Raw genomic sequence first — 12,456 nt, 5'->3', positions numbered from 1 at the left:
CTAACGATATGGACAAACGCCATTATCAATGGGCAGGATGCCGGAATGGGATCAGACGACATCGGCGAGCGCCCACGAGGCCAACCCGCCGCACGGCACGGGTGAACGGCGCCCCGCTGTGGTCTCTGACCCAGGCCCCCGGTAGGCCCAAGAGCGCCATCATCGTGACCACCCACCTGACCAACAACACCACGCTGCGCTGGCAGCGCGGCGACGAGCCGGACCTCGCCGGCTACGAGGTGGTGTGGCGGGAGACCACGGCCGCCGAGTGGCAGCGGGTGATCGGGGTCGGTGACGTCACCGAGGTCGCATCGACCTGTCCAAGGACAACGTCTTCTTCGGCATCCGCGCGGTCAACCGAGCGGGCCTCCGCAGCCCGGCAGCCTTCCCCCGCCCCGGCGCCTAACCCCCTCCGGGCCCGCCCCGATCCTGTCCCGGCCTCGCCCTCGCCCTCGCCCTCGCCCTCGCCCCGTTGATCATGAAGTTATCGTCACCCGGCTCGGCGTGTCGTGACGCTAACTTCATGATCACGCGGGTGGGGTGGGGGTGGGAGGGTGGGGGCTGTTATGGCCCAGCGTTCGTGGTCGCGCCAGGCGCCGTCGATGAACAGGTAGTCCGGGGAGAAGCCCTCCAGGCGGAAGCCGAGCTTGCGGGCCACCCGCCGGGACGGCTCGTTGCCGGGCTGGATGTTCGCCTCCAACCGGTGCAGTCCGACGCTCGTGAACGCGTGGTCGATCACCAGGGCGATGCCCGCCGAGGCGTGGCCGGTGCCGCTGTACGGTTCGAACGCCGCGTACCCCAGGTACCCGCCGCGCAGCGCGCCGAGCACGATTCCGCTGATGTTCACGTAGCCGGCGATCGCTCCGCTGGCCCGGTCGCAGATCAGGTAGCCGGCGCTGTCCCGACGTCGGATCCGGGCAAGGTAACGGTCGTACTCCTCGGGCGTTTCCGGCGCGGCCAGCCACGGATGGTGCAGGTCCCGACTCCGTCGCACGGCCGCCACGAACTCGTCGACGTCGGTCGGCCGGGGTCGCCGGATCGCGGCGGGACCACCGCTGCGCAGGTATCTCACGGCGGACCACTCTGACGACCGGCGCGACAGTTGTCCAACCGGCCCGCCGTTCGTACCGGCCGCACGCCCCGCCGGGGACGGCCTAGCGGGGCGTCAGCAGCCGGAAGTGGGTACCGTCGGGATCGGCCAGCACCACCGCGCCCGCCTGGTCGGCGTCGACGAGGGTGGCGCCGAGGGAGAGCAGCCGGTCGACCTCCGCCTGCCGGTCGCCGTCACCGCTGACCGCGAGGTCCAGGGTCACCCGGTCCCGGTCACCCCGAGGCATCAGGGGCGGACCTCCCCAGGTGATCTTCGAGCCGCCCAGGGGCGACTGGACGGCGGTCTCCTCGTCCTGGTCCCAGACGAGCGGCCAGCCGAGGGCCTCGCTCCAGAAGTAGCCGACGGCCTGTGACCCGTCGCAGGACACGTCCCCGAGGAAGCCGCAGCCGGCGAGGAACTTGTTGCCCGGGCCGAGGACGCAGAACTCGTTCCCCTCGGGATCGGCGAGCACCACGTGGCTCTCCTCCGGGAGCTGGCCGACGTCGACGTGCCGCGCGCCCAACTCCAGGGCGCGGTCGATCGTCTGCTGCTGGTGCTCCAGCGACTCGCTGGTCAGCTCGATGTGCCCCCGGTTCTGCAGGACCTTCGGCTCGGGGATCGCGGGAAAGCGCAGCCGGAAGCCGGTCTTGTCGTCGGGCAGCACCAGCGTGCCGTCGCGGGGGTCGTCGACCAGATCCCGGCCGAGGATCTGCGACCAGAAGCGCGCGACGACGAGGGGGTCGTTGGCACCGAAACACACGGCGAACAGGTCACTGGCCATCGTCGCGCTCAGCTCCGATCCGGGGAGGTCGAGGCCCAGTCGGGCCGGGACCGGAAGCCTACGAGCCGCCAGAGGCCACACGCACCCGATTAATCGACGCCGAGCGACGCCGACGCCGGGATGATCCACGAGGCGGGACGACGCCGGAATGAGGCGGGACGACGCCGCCGGGATGATCCACTCGACATCGTCGATGTCGGGGGGTCCCAGGCGCTCGGACACCCCGACATCGGCGAAACGGAGTCGATCACGTAGCCCCCCGAGCCGGCGGGCGTCGGCCTACGGGTCAGTGGCGTTTGACGAAGGTGACGAAGGCCCGCCAGGCCGCCGGGGTGACGACCAGCGCCGGGCCGCTCGGGTCCTTGCTGTCGCGGACTCCCACCAGGCCCGGCAGGTTGCCCGCGACCTCCACGCAGTCGCCGGAGTTGCCGCTGCTGCGGGTGCTCTTGTGCCAGATCGCGCCGGTCAGGTCCATGCCGCTGCCGCCTCCGTGATCACGTCGAGGGTCTGCCCGTGCGACAACGCCTCGGCCCGTACCGATTCCCACGACTGCCGCAGCGATAGTACGTCGGCGGTGCGCTCGACCACCGTCCCCTGTAGAGGATTGTCCAGGTAGGCCACGTCCTCCCCGTCGGCCGGCGTGGCGATCACGAAAGCCCCGTTGAGGCCGGGATAGGCGCCCACACTGCGCGGTACGAGGTGCAGGTGCACCCGTGGCCGCCGACCGACCTCAAGCAGGTGCTGTAGTTGCTCGCGCATCACGGCCGGTCCACCCACGGGCCGTTCCAGGATAGTGTCGTCGAGCACGGCGACGAACAGAGGCGGCTTCTCGCGAGAGAGAATCCCCTGACGCTGCATCCGGGCAGCGACCTGCTGCTCCATCTCATCACCCAGCAAAGGGCTGGCACCCTGGTGCAGCGCCCGCGCATAGCCCTCGGTCTGCAGCAGCCCCGGCAGCACCAACGGCTGGAACGAGCGCAGCGCGGTGGAGTCCTGCTCGATCGTCACCCACTCCCGGAACCACGGCATCACCGACTCGCGGATCATCGTCTCGCGGATGCGCAGCAGCAGGCCGTCAGCGTCCAACACGCGGTCGCTGCGCTCGGTGAACTCCAGCCGGGGCGGACGCCGGCACTGCTCGACGGCCGCGACGAGCGACGCCGAATAGTTGATCCGTTCGCTCAGCGCCTCCTGGGACAGACCGGCGACCGTCCGCAGCCGACGCAGCTCGCCGGCGAACAACTCCAGCATGGGCAAACGATCCACTGCACACCTCTGCACACCGGGGGCGTCTGACACGTACATCGGCGCTGGTGGGGCTCGCGCGCCTTCCGACAGTAGCGGCCCGATCAGCAGACTGTCACGTAGCGGAACCGCCCGGCCCGGCCGGACCGACGGGCGGAACCGAACGAGGGGCCGCCGCGAACCCCCGTACCGCGGCGGCCCCTCCCCTACCGGTAAAGGAGCGTGATTCATGGTGACCTCACCGCCCGTACCGACCGGCACACCACCGCACACGCCGCTGCGTCCGATGTGGTGTTGCCGGGCATGCGGTGGCCCGTGGCCCTGCCCGACTGCCCGGCTGGTGCTCAAGGCCGAACACGAACACGACCTGATCGGCCTGTCGATCTACCTGTGCGGGCAACTGCACGAGGCAATCCGCGACCTCTACCGGCTCAATCCCGACGACGCGCCCGCGCCGCAGGCCCTGTTCGCGCGGTTCGTCGGCTGGACCCCGTACCGCCGCCCGCTCATCGCGCCGGACTGAACCACCGGGGCCTCCTGAGCACCGCCGACGTTGTGACGGCTTTGTACTGTCCACAGCCTGACGTCGACCAACGGGGACGGCGACGGGGAGGTCTGGTGGACACGGGGGCGCAGGATCAGGTCGTCACCGCTCTGTCGCGCCTGGTGCCGGGTGCTGTCACCCGTCAGCACCTGAGCCGCGAGTCCGGCCGGCGACTGGGGTGGGTCGAGACCGGTAGCGCCGAACCCGCCGTCATCCTGGTGTCCGGAGCGGGCGAGGTGGGACTGGACTGGGCAGTCGTCCTGCCGGCGCTGGCCGAGAGGTCGCGCGTCGTCGCCTACGACCGCGCCGGCCTGGGCGTCAGCGACCCCGTCGCGCGACTGACCCTGGACTCCCAGGTACGTGACCTCGTGGCACTCCTCGATCACGTCGGGCCCGCCGTGCTGGTCGGGCACAGTTGGGGCGGACTGCTCGCCGAACTGGCGGCGCTCGCCCGGCCCGACCGGACCCGAGGCGTGGTTCTCGTCGACCCGTTCCACGAGGACACCACGACCGAGGTGCCGTTGGCTCTGCGGGTCTCGTCGAACCTCGTCCTCAACGCCCTTCCGCTGCTCAAGGCGATCGGGCTCTTCAACCGGATCGCCGTGAACATGGGCCGCGAACTCGGGCGACGCTGCACCGACGACCCCGGTACCCAGGAGCTGGTCACCGCCGCGTACCTGGCCAGCTATGGCACGTACGGCCAGGTCGCGACCATCCGCGCGGAGAACCGCCTCGCCAACACCTGCGCCCGGGAGGTCCGTGCCGCGCGTGCCACGTCGGCGGTGCCCGACGTGCCGATGCGGATCCTCACGTCGACGCGGGGCAAGCCGGCCGCCCTGCACCAGCGCTCCCGCGAGCTCGCCGACCGGACGGCCGCGCTCTTCCCACGTGGCGTCCACCACGCGGTGCCCGACAGCGGCCATTACATCCACAAGGAGCAGCCCGAGGCGGTGGTGGACGCCGTACTCGCCGTCGTCGCCGAGGCCGACCTCAGGCCGACGTAGCGGCACGCGCCGGGACCGGCCCAGCGTACGAACCAGCGGGCCAGCCACGGGGTGAGGGCGACGAGCGCGAGGGCGAGAACGGTGATGACGGCCTGCCCGATCCGGCCCGGGGTGACGCCACCGGCCGGGTCGAGCACGTAGTTGGCGTACCCGTTGGCGGCGGCGTCCGTCACCAGCACGGCGCAGCCCAGCGCGAGCCCCGCCGACCGGCGGGCCGCCAGCAGCAGCGCCGCCAACGGATCCCACAGGGTCAGGGACGCGAAGTAGACCGCGAGCCAGCCGGGCAGGGCGAGCTGCGGCCGGAGACCGGGGACGAACAGCTGGAGTACGTGCACCACGCCGCCGTACGCGAAGACCAGCACGGCCGCCGACACGACCAGCCGGACCCGCGCCGGAACGCCTCGCCACCGAACGGTGCCCACCCGGCCAGTCTGCCGCGTGGCCCCAACACGAGGAGCACCCTGATCGACTCTGTTTCGCTGATGTAGGGGTGTCCGGGGCACCTCGACACCCCGACATCAGCGAAACAGAGTCGATCAAGGGCTGAACCGCGGGCCTACGCCGGGTTGTTGGCGTGGGTCAGGGTCTCCCAGGCCACAAAGAGGTTGTTCGTGCCCTGGGGACGCTTACGCTCGGTGTAACTCTGGGTGTTGGCCATGCCGATGCCCATCCGGTTGTGCAGCGCGTTGAAGCCGACCTCGGTGATCGGGCCGAGGCCGAGGACGACCGAGCCGCCGCACACGCTCGACGGCACGGCGGTGCCGTTCTCGAACTTGGTGTGGAAGCCGAGCGCGTGGCGCAGCCGGTCCTGAAGCTCCGGGTAGAGGTCGCCGCCCTGGATGCGGGTGGTCTCGGCGACGTGCGAAATGGCCGAGAGGCTGTAGCCGGTGTGGACCCAGTCGCGGCAGGTCTCCTGTGCGTGGCCGTCGGCGTAGGTGGCCTGGCCGTGCCAGCGGGGGACGAGTTCGGCAGGCGTGTCGACGCTGGTGGCCGGCGGGTACAGGGGTCGGACCCCGTCCGCGGCGATGTAGATGGACGCGGCGGCGGCGGCCCGGAACCGGGCGAGCGCCCGGTCGTACGACGTGCGGTCCTCCAGGAAGATCGAGATGCCGATCGCCGCCTCGGCGAGGGTCAGGTCCCAGTTGCTGGTGCGGGAGTCACCGGCGATGACCACGGGCAGGTAGACGGTGCGCAGCATGGTGGCGAACCGCGCCTGGTTGGGCCAGTTGCCGTACGTGTACCGGATGATCTCGGCGGCGCGCGGCCACACCGATCCCGCCCAGCCGGTCTGCAACGGGGCGTTGGCGTTGGTGTGCCGCTGGATCGTGGCGGACCAGGCGTCCATCAGGGCGATCGACTTCTGCGCGTACGCCGAGTTGCCGGTGATGTACCAGGCCAGCGCGTCGGTGTACGCGGCGATGGCGTCCTCGCGCTCGTCGGTGCAGCCGTAGTTCGGGTTGGAGGTCTGACCGCACTCGACGGTCGCGCGGGGCGCGGGGACCCGGGACAGCGAGGCGTACCGGCTGCCCATCATCTGGTTGTAGGCGTCGCGCCACGGCTGCTCGCCAGCCTGCACCTTCGCCTTGACGAAGTCGAGCTGCGGCCGGCTGACCAGCACACCGGGATGGGTGAAGGTGGCCGGGGCGGCCTGGGCGCTCGGGGGTGCGGTGGTGGTCACCGCGCCGGCGGCGAGCGCGATGACCACCGCCAGGAGTACGCGTCGACAGCGCATGGGGGCTCTCCTCAGTACGGGTGGAGGAATAGTCAACTGTCTTAACAGTTGACGGACATCTGACCCCATACCGGGAAAGCGAGCAAGAAGACATTGATAAATTCAAGACTATGGAAAATCAAGTATTTATCCACTTTCCAGCGCTCGCCCCCGCCGAGCTGCCCCGTCAGAGCGGCTCGGGAAGTGCCTGCTCCATCGGCATCGGCACCTGGAGGTAGGTAACGCCGCGCATGTCCAGCCAGGCCCGGTCCGGCCCGCGTACCAGCCGCACCATCACCGACTCGCAGGACGGGCAGCGGCCGACCAGACCCGGGGCGTGCGAGTAGACGTGCAGGCTGGCCATCGAGCCGGTCATCCCGCAGTTCTCGCAGCGGCCCATCGCGGTGCTCAGGTCAACGGCGAACAGCTCGCGCAGTGGACCGTCGAGCATGTTGCCGTCCAGGTAGGACATGTTGGTCATCGGATCTCCTCGACAAGACGGTGAGCGGCGGGCGCGCTCTCAGCCGGTGGGGCCGAAGCGTTCGGTCCTGATCCGCCGCGACTGATGGCCCAGCCCCACCAGCAGGTCGGCCACGGCCTCCACGAACCCGGTCGGACCGCAGACGTACGTGAGCGGTTGCAGATCCGGTGGCCAGCCATGGGTGTTGACGTCGGCCAGGCCGACCCGGTGCGGCTCGCCGCGCCACCCGTCGGGGGCCTCGCGCGTGTAGACGTACGCCACGTCCAGGCCGAAGTCGTCGCGGCCCCGGCGGCGCAGCTCGTCGGCGTAGATCACGTCCTGCGTTGTCCGGACCGAGTAGATCAGCCGGAACGGCACCTTGCTGCCGATCTCCCGCCGCGCCCGGATCATCGCCATCAGCGGGACGATCCCGGAGCCGCCGGCCACGAGCTGCACCGGATCGGTCTGCTCCGGACGCCAGATGAACCACCCACCGAGCGGTCCGCGGATCTCCACCGGGTCGCCGGCGGCGAAGACATCGATGAGGTACGGGGACACCTCGCCGTCGTGGACCCGCTGGACGGTCACCTCGATGCGCGGGCCGCCGGGCCCGTCCACGACCGGCCCGGCGATCGAGTACGACCGGGCGGCCTGGTAGCCGTCCGGGGCGGTCAGGCGCACGTCGACGTGCTGGCCGGGCAGGTGCCCCGGCCAGTCGGGCACCTCCAGGACCAGCGTCTGCGCGGACGGCGTCTCCACCCGGCGCTCCACCAGCCGGGCCACCTGCCACTTGATCGGCGCGCGGGCCGGCGTGCCCGTCGCCACGGCCCGCTCAGTCACCCTGGTACCGCTGCTCGCGCCACGGGTCGCCGTAGTCGTGGTACCCGGCGGTCTCCCAGAAACCCGGCTCGTCCATCGTCTTGAGCCGGATGCCGCGCACCCACTTGGCGGACTTCCAGAAGTACAGGTGCGGCACGAGCAGCCGGGCCGGCCCGCCGTGCTCGGCCGGCAGCGGCGCGCCGTCGAAGGTGTGCGCCACCCACGCCCGGCCGCCGCGCAGGTCGTCCAGGGGCACGTTCGTGGTGTAACCGCCGTAGGAGTGGGCGAGCGCGAAGTGCGCGCCAGTGTCCACACCGTCGAGCAGGGTGTCCAGGGAGACGCCCGTCCAGGTGGTGCCGAGCTTCGACCAGTGGGTGACGCAGTGGATGTCGACGGTCGGCGTCTCCTGCGGAAGCGCCATCAACTCCTGCCACGACCACCGGTACTCGGCGCCGTTCTCGGCGGCGATGACGAACTCCCAGGTGTCCAGGGAGACCCGGGGTGTCGGGCCGGCCGAGAGCACCGGGAAGTCCTCGGTCAGGTACTGACCGGGCGGCAGGGCCGGCTCCTGTGATCGGGGCCGACCCTGGAAGCCCGGTGACACGATTCCCATTGCACAGTCGTACCACCCGGGCCGGCCGGGGCGGGAGCTTTCCCGCGTACCCCCTTCTCGGCCCGGCGCGGCGCGGTCAGTGCCGTTCGGTCACGACCTCGCGGTCGGCGGGCGTGCCGTCCCGGGTGGCGCGCAGGCTGGTCAGGGTGACCACCACCAGCACACCGATGATCACGCCGAGCGAGGCCAGGGTGGGGATCTGCGGCACGCTCTCCCAGATGCCGTGCGCCCAGTGCAGACCCAGCTTGAGCCCGATGAACGCCAGGATGATCGCCAGGCCGTAGCTGAGGTGCACCAGCCGGCTCAGCGCCGCGTGCAGGACGAAGTAGAGCGCCCGCAGGCCGAGCAGGGCGAAGGCGTTGGTGGCGAAGACCAGGTACGGGTCCTCGGTGATGCCGTAGACCGCCGGCACCGAGTCGACGGCGAAGACGATGTCGGTGGCGAGCACCGCGACCACCACCAGGGCGAACGGGGTGAGCGCACGCCGTGCGCCCTCCCGGACGGTCATCCGGGTGCCGTGGTAGTCGTCGACCACCGGCATGACCTTGCGCAGCAGCTTCACCGAGCGCATCTTGTTGATGTCGACCTCCTGCTCGTGCCCGGAGAGGGCGTCGCGCAGGAGCTTCACCGCGGTGGCGATGAGGATGATCGCGAAGAGCAGGAACGCGAAGTCGAGGGTCTGCAGGGCCGCCGCGCCGAGGGCGATGAAGATCGCCCGCAGCACCAGGGCGCCCGCGATGCCGTAGAGCAGCACCCGCTGGGCCAGCACGGCCGGCACCGCGAACGCGGCCAGCAACAGCATGAAGACGAAGAGGTTGTCGACCGAGAGCGACTTCTCGACGAGGTAACCGGTCAGGTATTCGACGCCCTGCTGGGAGCCGTAGCGGGCCCAGAGCCAGCCACCGAAGGCCAGCGGCAGGGCGATGTAGAAGGTCGACCAGCCGATCGCCTCCCGCATGGACACCTCGTGCGGCTTACGCGTCACCAGGAAGTCCAGCACCAGCAGGAGCAGCACGCCGGCGATCGTCACCGCCCAGAGGGTGGGCGTACCGATCGACGTCAGGTCACTCGCCGCGGCCAAGGGGGACAATTCGGTCATGGGGTCTCCTCGAACACCGTGTCATGTTCGAGGTCTCCTTCACCCATCACCTGATGGGCAACCACCCGAGGCACGCCGGGCGTGCCGTACTGACCGGAATGGTTCGTGGGAAGTACTCCCCTCGTACGACAAGGTTAGGCCAGGCTGAATCGACACGCCAAGCCGGACGTCGATGGTTGCCCTGGCCAACCGCTGTGTGGCCCGTTCTCAGGCGCGGCGCAGCGTCGCGCCGGGTGCCATCGCCTGCTCCACGAGGTCCCGGTAGTCGCGCGGCAACTGCGTCGCCACGTCGTCGAACTCGCCGCCCGTGATCGCCTCGCGCAGAGTGGTGAACACCGACCGGACGGCGTCCCGCGCCGCCGGCTCCTCGACCCGCGCCCGCAACGCCACGCGCGCCACGAACTCGGCCGCCCCGAAGCGGTCCGCCTGCTCGGTGCTCGGACTCGGCTTGAGCACCAGTTGCAGCGGCTGCGGCAACTGCGCCGCCAGGTCCAGCACCTCGCCACCGGTCAGCCGCTCGGCGAACGTCTCCAGCACCGCCCGGGTCAGCTCGACGGCCTGCTCCGACGACGTACGGGTGCGCTGGGAAACCTGGTCGACGAAGGTGTCGTAGTTCATCGCGTACTCCCTCGAACGGTGTCTGCGGCGCCTGCGGGTACCCGCGGCACCCCGGTGGAAACGACGCCGGATTTCCCGGACCGACCCGGGCGTGACCCGGCGGCGGACGGGTAACCGCCGCCGGACGCGACCAATCCATGCCCCGAGGGAGCCCCAGACATGGCGAGCTACGCGGACGTCCTGCAGTACCTGTCGAGCCTGGACTACCCGGCCGAGAAGGACGACGTGATCCGCGAGGCCGAACGCGAAGGCGCCCCGCCGGACGTGCTCAAGGCGCTGCGCGCCCTGCCGCCGGTCGACTATGCCAACGGCACCGAGGTGGCCCGCTCGGCCGGCATCGAGGCCGCCCCCGAGGTGGGCCCGGCGCAACACGCGACGGCCCAACGCGCCGCGCAGGCCCGGGACAAGAAGCACAACCGTGTGTCGCAGCATCTGCGCGGCATCTGACCGCGCGGTGGAGGCGTCCGCCGTGGCGAGCCGGCGTCGCGGATGACCGGCACCGGTCCGCTGTCCCGGCCGCCGGACGGAGGCATCCCCGCGGCGACACAACTGGTGATCGTGGCAGTCGTCGGCATTCTCGTGGGCAGCGTCTTCGCTCTCACGCTGTCGCCCGCGCTGTCCCCACTGGCCGGCTGGGACGCCGCCGCGCTGAGCTGGCTGGTGCTGGTGTGGCGCAAACTCTGGCCGATGGACGCCGCCCGCACCGCCCAACTCGCCGTGCACGAGGACCCCAACCGGCCCACCCGGGACGTGGTCCTGCTGATCGCCTGCCTCGCCAGCCTGCTGGCCGTCGGGCTGGTCCTGGCCAGCGCGCACGGCGCGCCACCCGGAGTGCGCCGCGACCTGTACAGCGGGCTGGGCGTCCTCAGCGTGGTGCTGTCCTGGCTGGTGGTGCACACCGTGTTCGCCGCCCGCTACGCGCGGATCTACTACACCGGCCCGGACGGCGGGGTGAACTTCAACCAGAGCGAACCGCCCCGGTACTCGGACTTCGCGTACATGGCGTTCACCGTCGGGGCGACGTTCCAGGTCTCCGACACCAACCTGACGAGCAACGAGATGCGCCGGACGGTGCTGCGGCACTCGATGGTGTCGTACCTGTTCGGCGCATTCGTCATCGCCGTCACGGTGAACCTGCTGGCGGGGCTGGCACGCTGAGTGTGTCGGCGCGGGCCGGTGCTCGACGGTCTTGCCGGAGCCGGCGGACGCTCGCCGGGACAGGCGGGCGCCCCTTGGTCACGAACCGCGACCGGGGGCGCCACGCAAACCTGTCCAGGCGGTGGACCACGTCCGAACCGGTCGCGGCCACCAGGCGGTGGATGCCCGCCCGAACCGAGCGGTCAGCACTGCCGGGTACAACCATACGACAGAACATCCTCCGTACGGTCAGTTTTTGCTGAACTGTGGGCCAGCCCACGTCAGCCCCGGGCGGCCGTTCCGAAGAACGGGTCGAGTCAGCCGTGCAGGCCGCCGGTACGGTCGCGGGCCTTGAGCCGGGTGGTGGGCAGGGCGGGCGCGGGCAGCGGAGACGCCGCATCGTCGGCCACCACCCCGAAACGCCGCCCCGCCATCCAGTCCTCGCGAGCCGTGGCGATCTCCTCGTGCGAGCGGCCCACGAAGTTCCACCACATGACCAGCGGCTCCTCGAACGGCGTACCGCCCAGCAGCAACAGCCGCGCCCCCGCCCCGCCGCGCACGGTCAGCTCACGCCGACCCGTACCCAGATAGAGCAGCGCCCCCGGCTCGAAGCCCACCCCGGCGGCCTCGGCCGCGCCGGACATCGCCAGCACGGCGTACTCGAAGTCGGGTCGCAACGGCAGCGTCGTCGGCGCGGACCCGCCCAGCTCGAGCTGCACGCCCACCAGCGGGGTGTGCACCACCGCCGGCGACCGCTGCCCGGCGAACTCGCCCACCAGCAACGTCGCGTCGACCTCACCGTCGCGCCAGCGCGGCAGGTCGGCGTGGTGGGCGAAGTCGGCCGCGCCGGCCCGCGCCGGGTCCGGCAGCGCCACCCAGAGCTGCACACCGTGCATGACCGGCGGGTGCGTGGCCGGCGACCGCTCCGAGTGGGCGATGCCGTGCCCGGAGGTCATCACGTTCAACTGGCCGGGTCGGATCGCCTGGACGTTGCCGAGGCTGTCCCGGTGGATGATCTCGCCGTCGAGCAGCCACGTCACCGTCTGCAGCCCCGTGTGCGGGTGCGGCGGAACCTCCATGCCGGGTCGCTGCGCCACATCGTCCGGGCCGAAATGGTCCACGAAGCACCACGCGCCGACCATCCGTCGGGGCCGCTGCGGCAGCAGACGCCGCACCGTCGTGTACCGACCCAGCGGCACGTCGTGGCCGGGCAGCAGCACGCTGCCGGGATCGACGTCGGCCACGCCGGGCGGTCGGGTCTGCGCCAGCATCGATTCGGTACGCTCCACCGCCCGACTGTACGCTCGCGCGCTCCACCGACAGCGGCGCTTCCGA

16 protein-coding genes are annotated in these 12,456 nt (G+C 70.9%); 4 read left to right on the top strand and 12 right to left on the bottom strand.

Translation table 11 applies throughout. The features are described from left to right. Positions 1-490 precede the first annotated feature (490 nt). From ACLQ25_RS16845 to ACLQ25_RS16830, 4 genes are all read right to left on the bottom strand, one after another. Positions 491-1,072, bottom strand: a complete 582-nt coding sequence (locus ACLQ25_RS16845) for a GNAT family N-acetyltransferase (protein ID WP_425731813.1) — start codon at positions 1,070-1,072, stop codon at positions 491-493. 82 nt (positions 1,073-1,154) lie between these two features. Further along, positions 1,155-1,871, bottom strand: a complete 717-nt coding sequence (locus ACLQ25_RS16840) for a VOC family protein (protein ID WP_425731812.1) — start codon at positions 1,869-1,871, stop codon at positions 1,155-1,157. 286 nt (positions 1,872-2,157) lie between these two features. Further along, complete coding sequence (locus ACLQ25_RS16835) at positions 2,158-2,346, bottom strand: DUF397 domain-containing protein (RefSeq protein WP_425731811.1); 189 nt, start codon at positions 2,344-2,346, stop codon at positions 2,158-2,160. Next, on the bottom strand, positions 2,337-3,122 hold the full coding sequence (locus ACLQ25_RS16830; RefSeq protein WP_425731810.1) for a helix-turn-helix domain-containing protein: 786 nt from the start codon (positions 3,120-3,122) through the stop codon (positions 2,337-2,339). Before ACLQ25_RS16830 ends, ACLQ25_RS16835 begins: the two co-directional genes overlap by 10 nt. Before the next feature lie 223 nt (positions 3,123-3,345). On the opposite strand from ACLQ25_RS16830, the gene ACLQ25_RS16825 reads away from it, so the two are divergent. Both ACLQ25_RS16825 and ACLQ25_RS16820 read left to right on the top strand, forming a co-directional pair. After that, the gene (locus ACLQ25_RS16825; RefSeq protein WP_425731809.1) at positions 3,346-3,639 is read left to right on the top strand and encodes a hypothetical protein; all 294 of its coding nucleotides are present in this window, start codon (positions 3,346-3,348) and stop codon (positions 3,637-3,639) included. A gap of 95 nt (positions 3,640-3,734) precedes the next feature. Then, positions 3,735-4,664, top strand: a complete 930-nt coding sequence (locus tag ACLQ25_RS16820) for an alpha/beta hydrolase (protein WP_425731808.1) — start codon at positions 3,735-3,737, stop codon at positions 4,662-4,664. Here the strand turns inward: ACLQ25_RS16820 and ACLQ25_RS16815 are convergent. From ACLQ25_RS16815 to ACLQ25_RS16785, 7 genes are all read right to left on the bottom strand, one after another. Then, positions 4,583-5,086, bottom strand: coding sequence for a hypothetical protein (locus ACLQ25_RS16815; protein ID WP_425731807.1), 504 nt, complete (start codon positions 5,084-5,086; stop codon positions 4,583-4,585). The genes ACLQ25_RS16820 and ACLQ25_RS16815 overlap by 82 nt on opposite strands. 134 nt (positions 5,087-5,220) lie before the next feature. Then, entirely contained in the window at positions 5,221-6,396 is a 1,176-nt protein-coding gene (locus tag ACLQ25_RS16810) for an alginate lyase family protein (RefSeq protein ID WP_425731806.1), read from the bottom strand. Between the two features lie 166 nt (positions 6,397-6,562). Next, positions 6,563-6,856, bottom strand: a complete 294-nt coding sequence (locus tag ACLQ25_RS16805) for a DUF6510 family protein (protein WP_396799493.1) — start codon at positions 6,854-6,856, stop codon at positions 6,563-6,565. 39 nt (positions 6,857-6,895) lie between these two features. Then, positions 6,896-7,660: a ferredoxin reductase gene (locus ACLQ25_RS16800; protein ID WP_425731844.1), complete on the bottom strand. Its 765-nt coding sequence runs from the start codon at positions 7,658-7,660 to the stop codon at positions 6,896-6,898. 7 nt (positions 7,661-7,667) lie between these two features. Further along, positions 7,668-8,267, bottom strand: coding sequence for a sulfite oxidase-like oxidoreductase (locus ACLQ25_RS16795; RefSeq protein WP_425731805.1), 600 nt, complete (start codon positions 8,265-8,267; stop codon positions 7,668-7,670). Positions 8,268-8,343: 76 nt separating this feature from the next. Beyond that, positions 8,344-9,366, bottom strand: coding sequence for a TerC/Alx family metal homeostasis membrane protein (locus tag ACLQ25_RS16790; protein WP_425731804.1), 1,023 nt, complete (start codon positions 9,364-9,366; stop codon positions 8,344-8,346). A 207-nt stretch (positions 9,367-9,573) separates the two neighbouring features. Beyond that, complete coding sequence (locus ACLQ25_RS16785) at positions 9,574-9,984, bottom strand: DUF2267 domain-containing protein (protein WP_425731803.1); 411 nt, start codon at positions 9,982-9,984, stop codon at positions 9,574-9,576. 159 nt (positions 9,985-10,143) lie between these two features. Here ACLQ25_RS16785 and ACLQ25_RS16780 point away from each other — a divergent pair, with 159 nt between their 5' ends. After that, on the top strand, positions 10,144-10,431 hold the full coding sequence (locus ACLQ25_RS16780; RefSeq protein WP_425731802.1) for a DUF2795 domain-containing protein: 288 nt from the start codon (positions 10,144-10,146) through the stop codon (positions 10,429-10,431). Between the two features lie 42 nt (positions 10,432-10,473). Beyond that, complete coding sequence (locus tag ACLQ25_RS16775; RefSeq protein ID WP_425731801.1) at positions 10,474-11,142, top strand: DUF1345 domain-containing protein; 669 nt, start codon at positions 10,474-10,476, stop codon at positions 11,140-11,142. Positions 11,143-11,438: 296 nt separating this feature from the next. Here ACLQ25_RS16775 and ACLQ25_RS16770 read toward each other — a convergent pair whose 3' ends face one another. Further along, positions 11,439-12,410, bottom strand: coding sequence for a pirin family protein (locus ACLQ25_RS16770; protein ID WP_425731800.1), 972 nt, complete (start codon positions 12,408-12,410; stop codon positions 11,439-11,441). Between the last annotated feature and the right edge of the window lie 46 nt (positions 12,411-12,456).

The sequence above is a fragment of the Micromonospora sp. DT44 genome (genome assembly GCF_049841635.1).
Taxonomy (GTDB): Bacteria; Actinomycetota; Actinomycetes; order Mycobacteriales; family Micromonosporaceae; genus Micromonospora.
Note: the sequence above shows the minus strand (reverse complement) of the source record. Positions and strands in the feature narration are given on the sequence as shown.

Coding starts and splice junctions, on each gene's coding strand:
- ACLQ25_RS16840 (WP_425731812.1), bottom strand. CDS start 1,871: ATGGCCAGTGACCTGTTCGCCGTGTGTTTCGGTGCCAACGACCCCCTC.
- ACLQ25_RS16835 (WP_425731811.1), bottom strand. CDS start 2,346: ATGGACCTGACCGGCGCGATCTGGCACAAGAGCACCCGCAGCAGCGGC.
- ACLQ25_RS16830 (WP_425731810.1), bottom strand. CDS start 3,122: ATGCTGGAGTTGTTCGCCGGCGAGCTGCGTCGGCTGCGGACGGTCGCC.
- ACLQ25_RS16825 (WP_425731809.1), top strand. CDS start 3,346: ATGGTGACCTCACCGCCCGTACCGACCGGCACACCACCGCACACGCCG.
- ACLQ25_RS16810 (WP_425731806.1), bottom strand. CDS start 6,396: ATGCGCTGTCGACGCGTACTCCTGGCGGTGGTCATCGCGCTCGCCGCC.
- ACLQ25_RS16805 (WP_396799493.1), bottom strand. CDS start 6,856: ATGACCAACATGTCCTACCTGGACGGCAACATGCTCGACGGTCCACTG.
- ACLQ25_RS16795 (WP_425731805.1), bottom strand. CDS start 8,267: ATGGGAATCGTGTCACCGGGCTTCCAGGGTCGGCCCCGATCACAGGAG.
- ACLQ25_RS16790 (WP_425731804.1), bottom strand. CDS start 9,366: ATGACCGAATTGTCCCCCTTGGCCGCGGCGAGTGACCTGACGTCGATC.
- ACLQ25_RS16785 (WP_425731803.1), bottom strand. CDS start 9,984: ATGAACTACGACACCTTCGTCGACCAGGTTTCCCAGCGCACCCGTACG.
- ACLQ25_RS16780 (WP_425731802.1), top strand. CDS start 10,144: ATGGCGAGCTACGCGGACGTCCTGCAGTACCTGTCGAGCCTGGACTAC.
- ACLQ25_RS16775 (WP_425731801.1), top strand. CDS start 10,474: ATGACCGGCACCGGTCCGCTGTCCCGGCCGCCGGACGGAGGCATCCCC.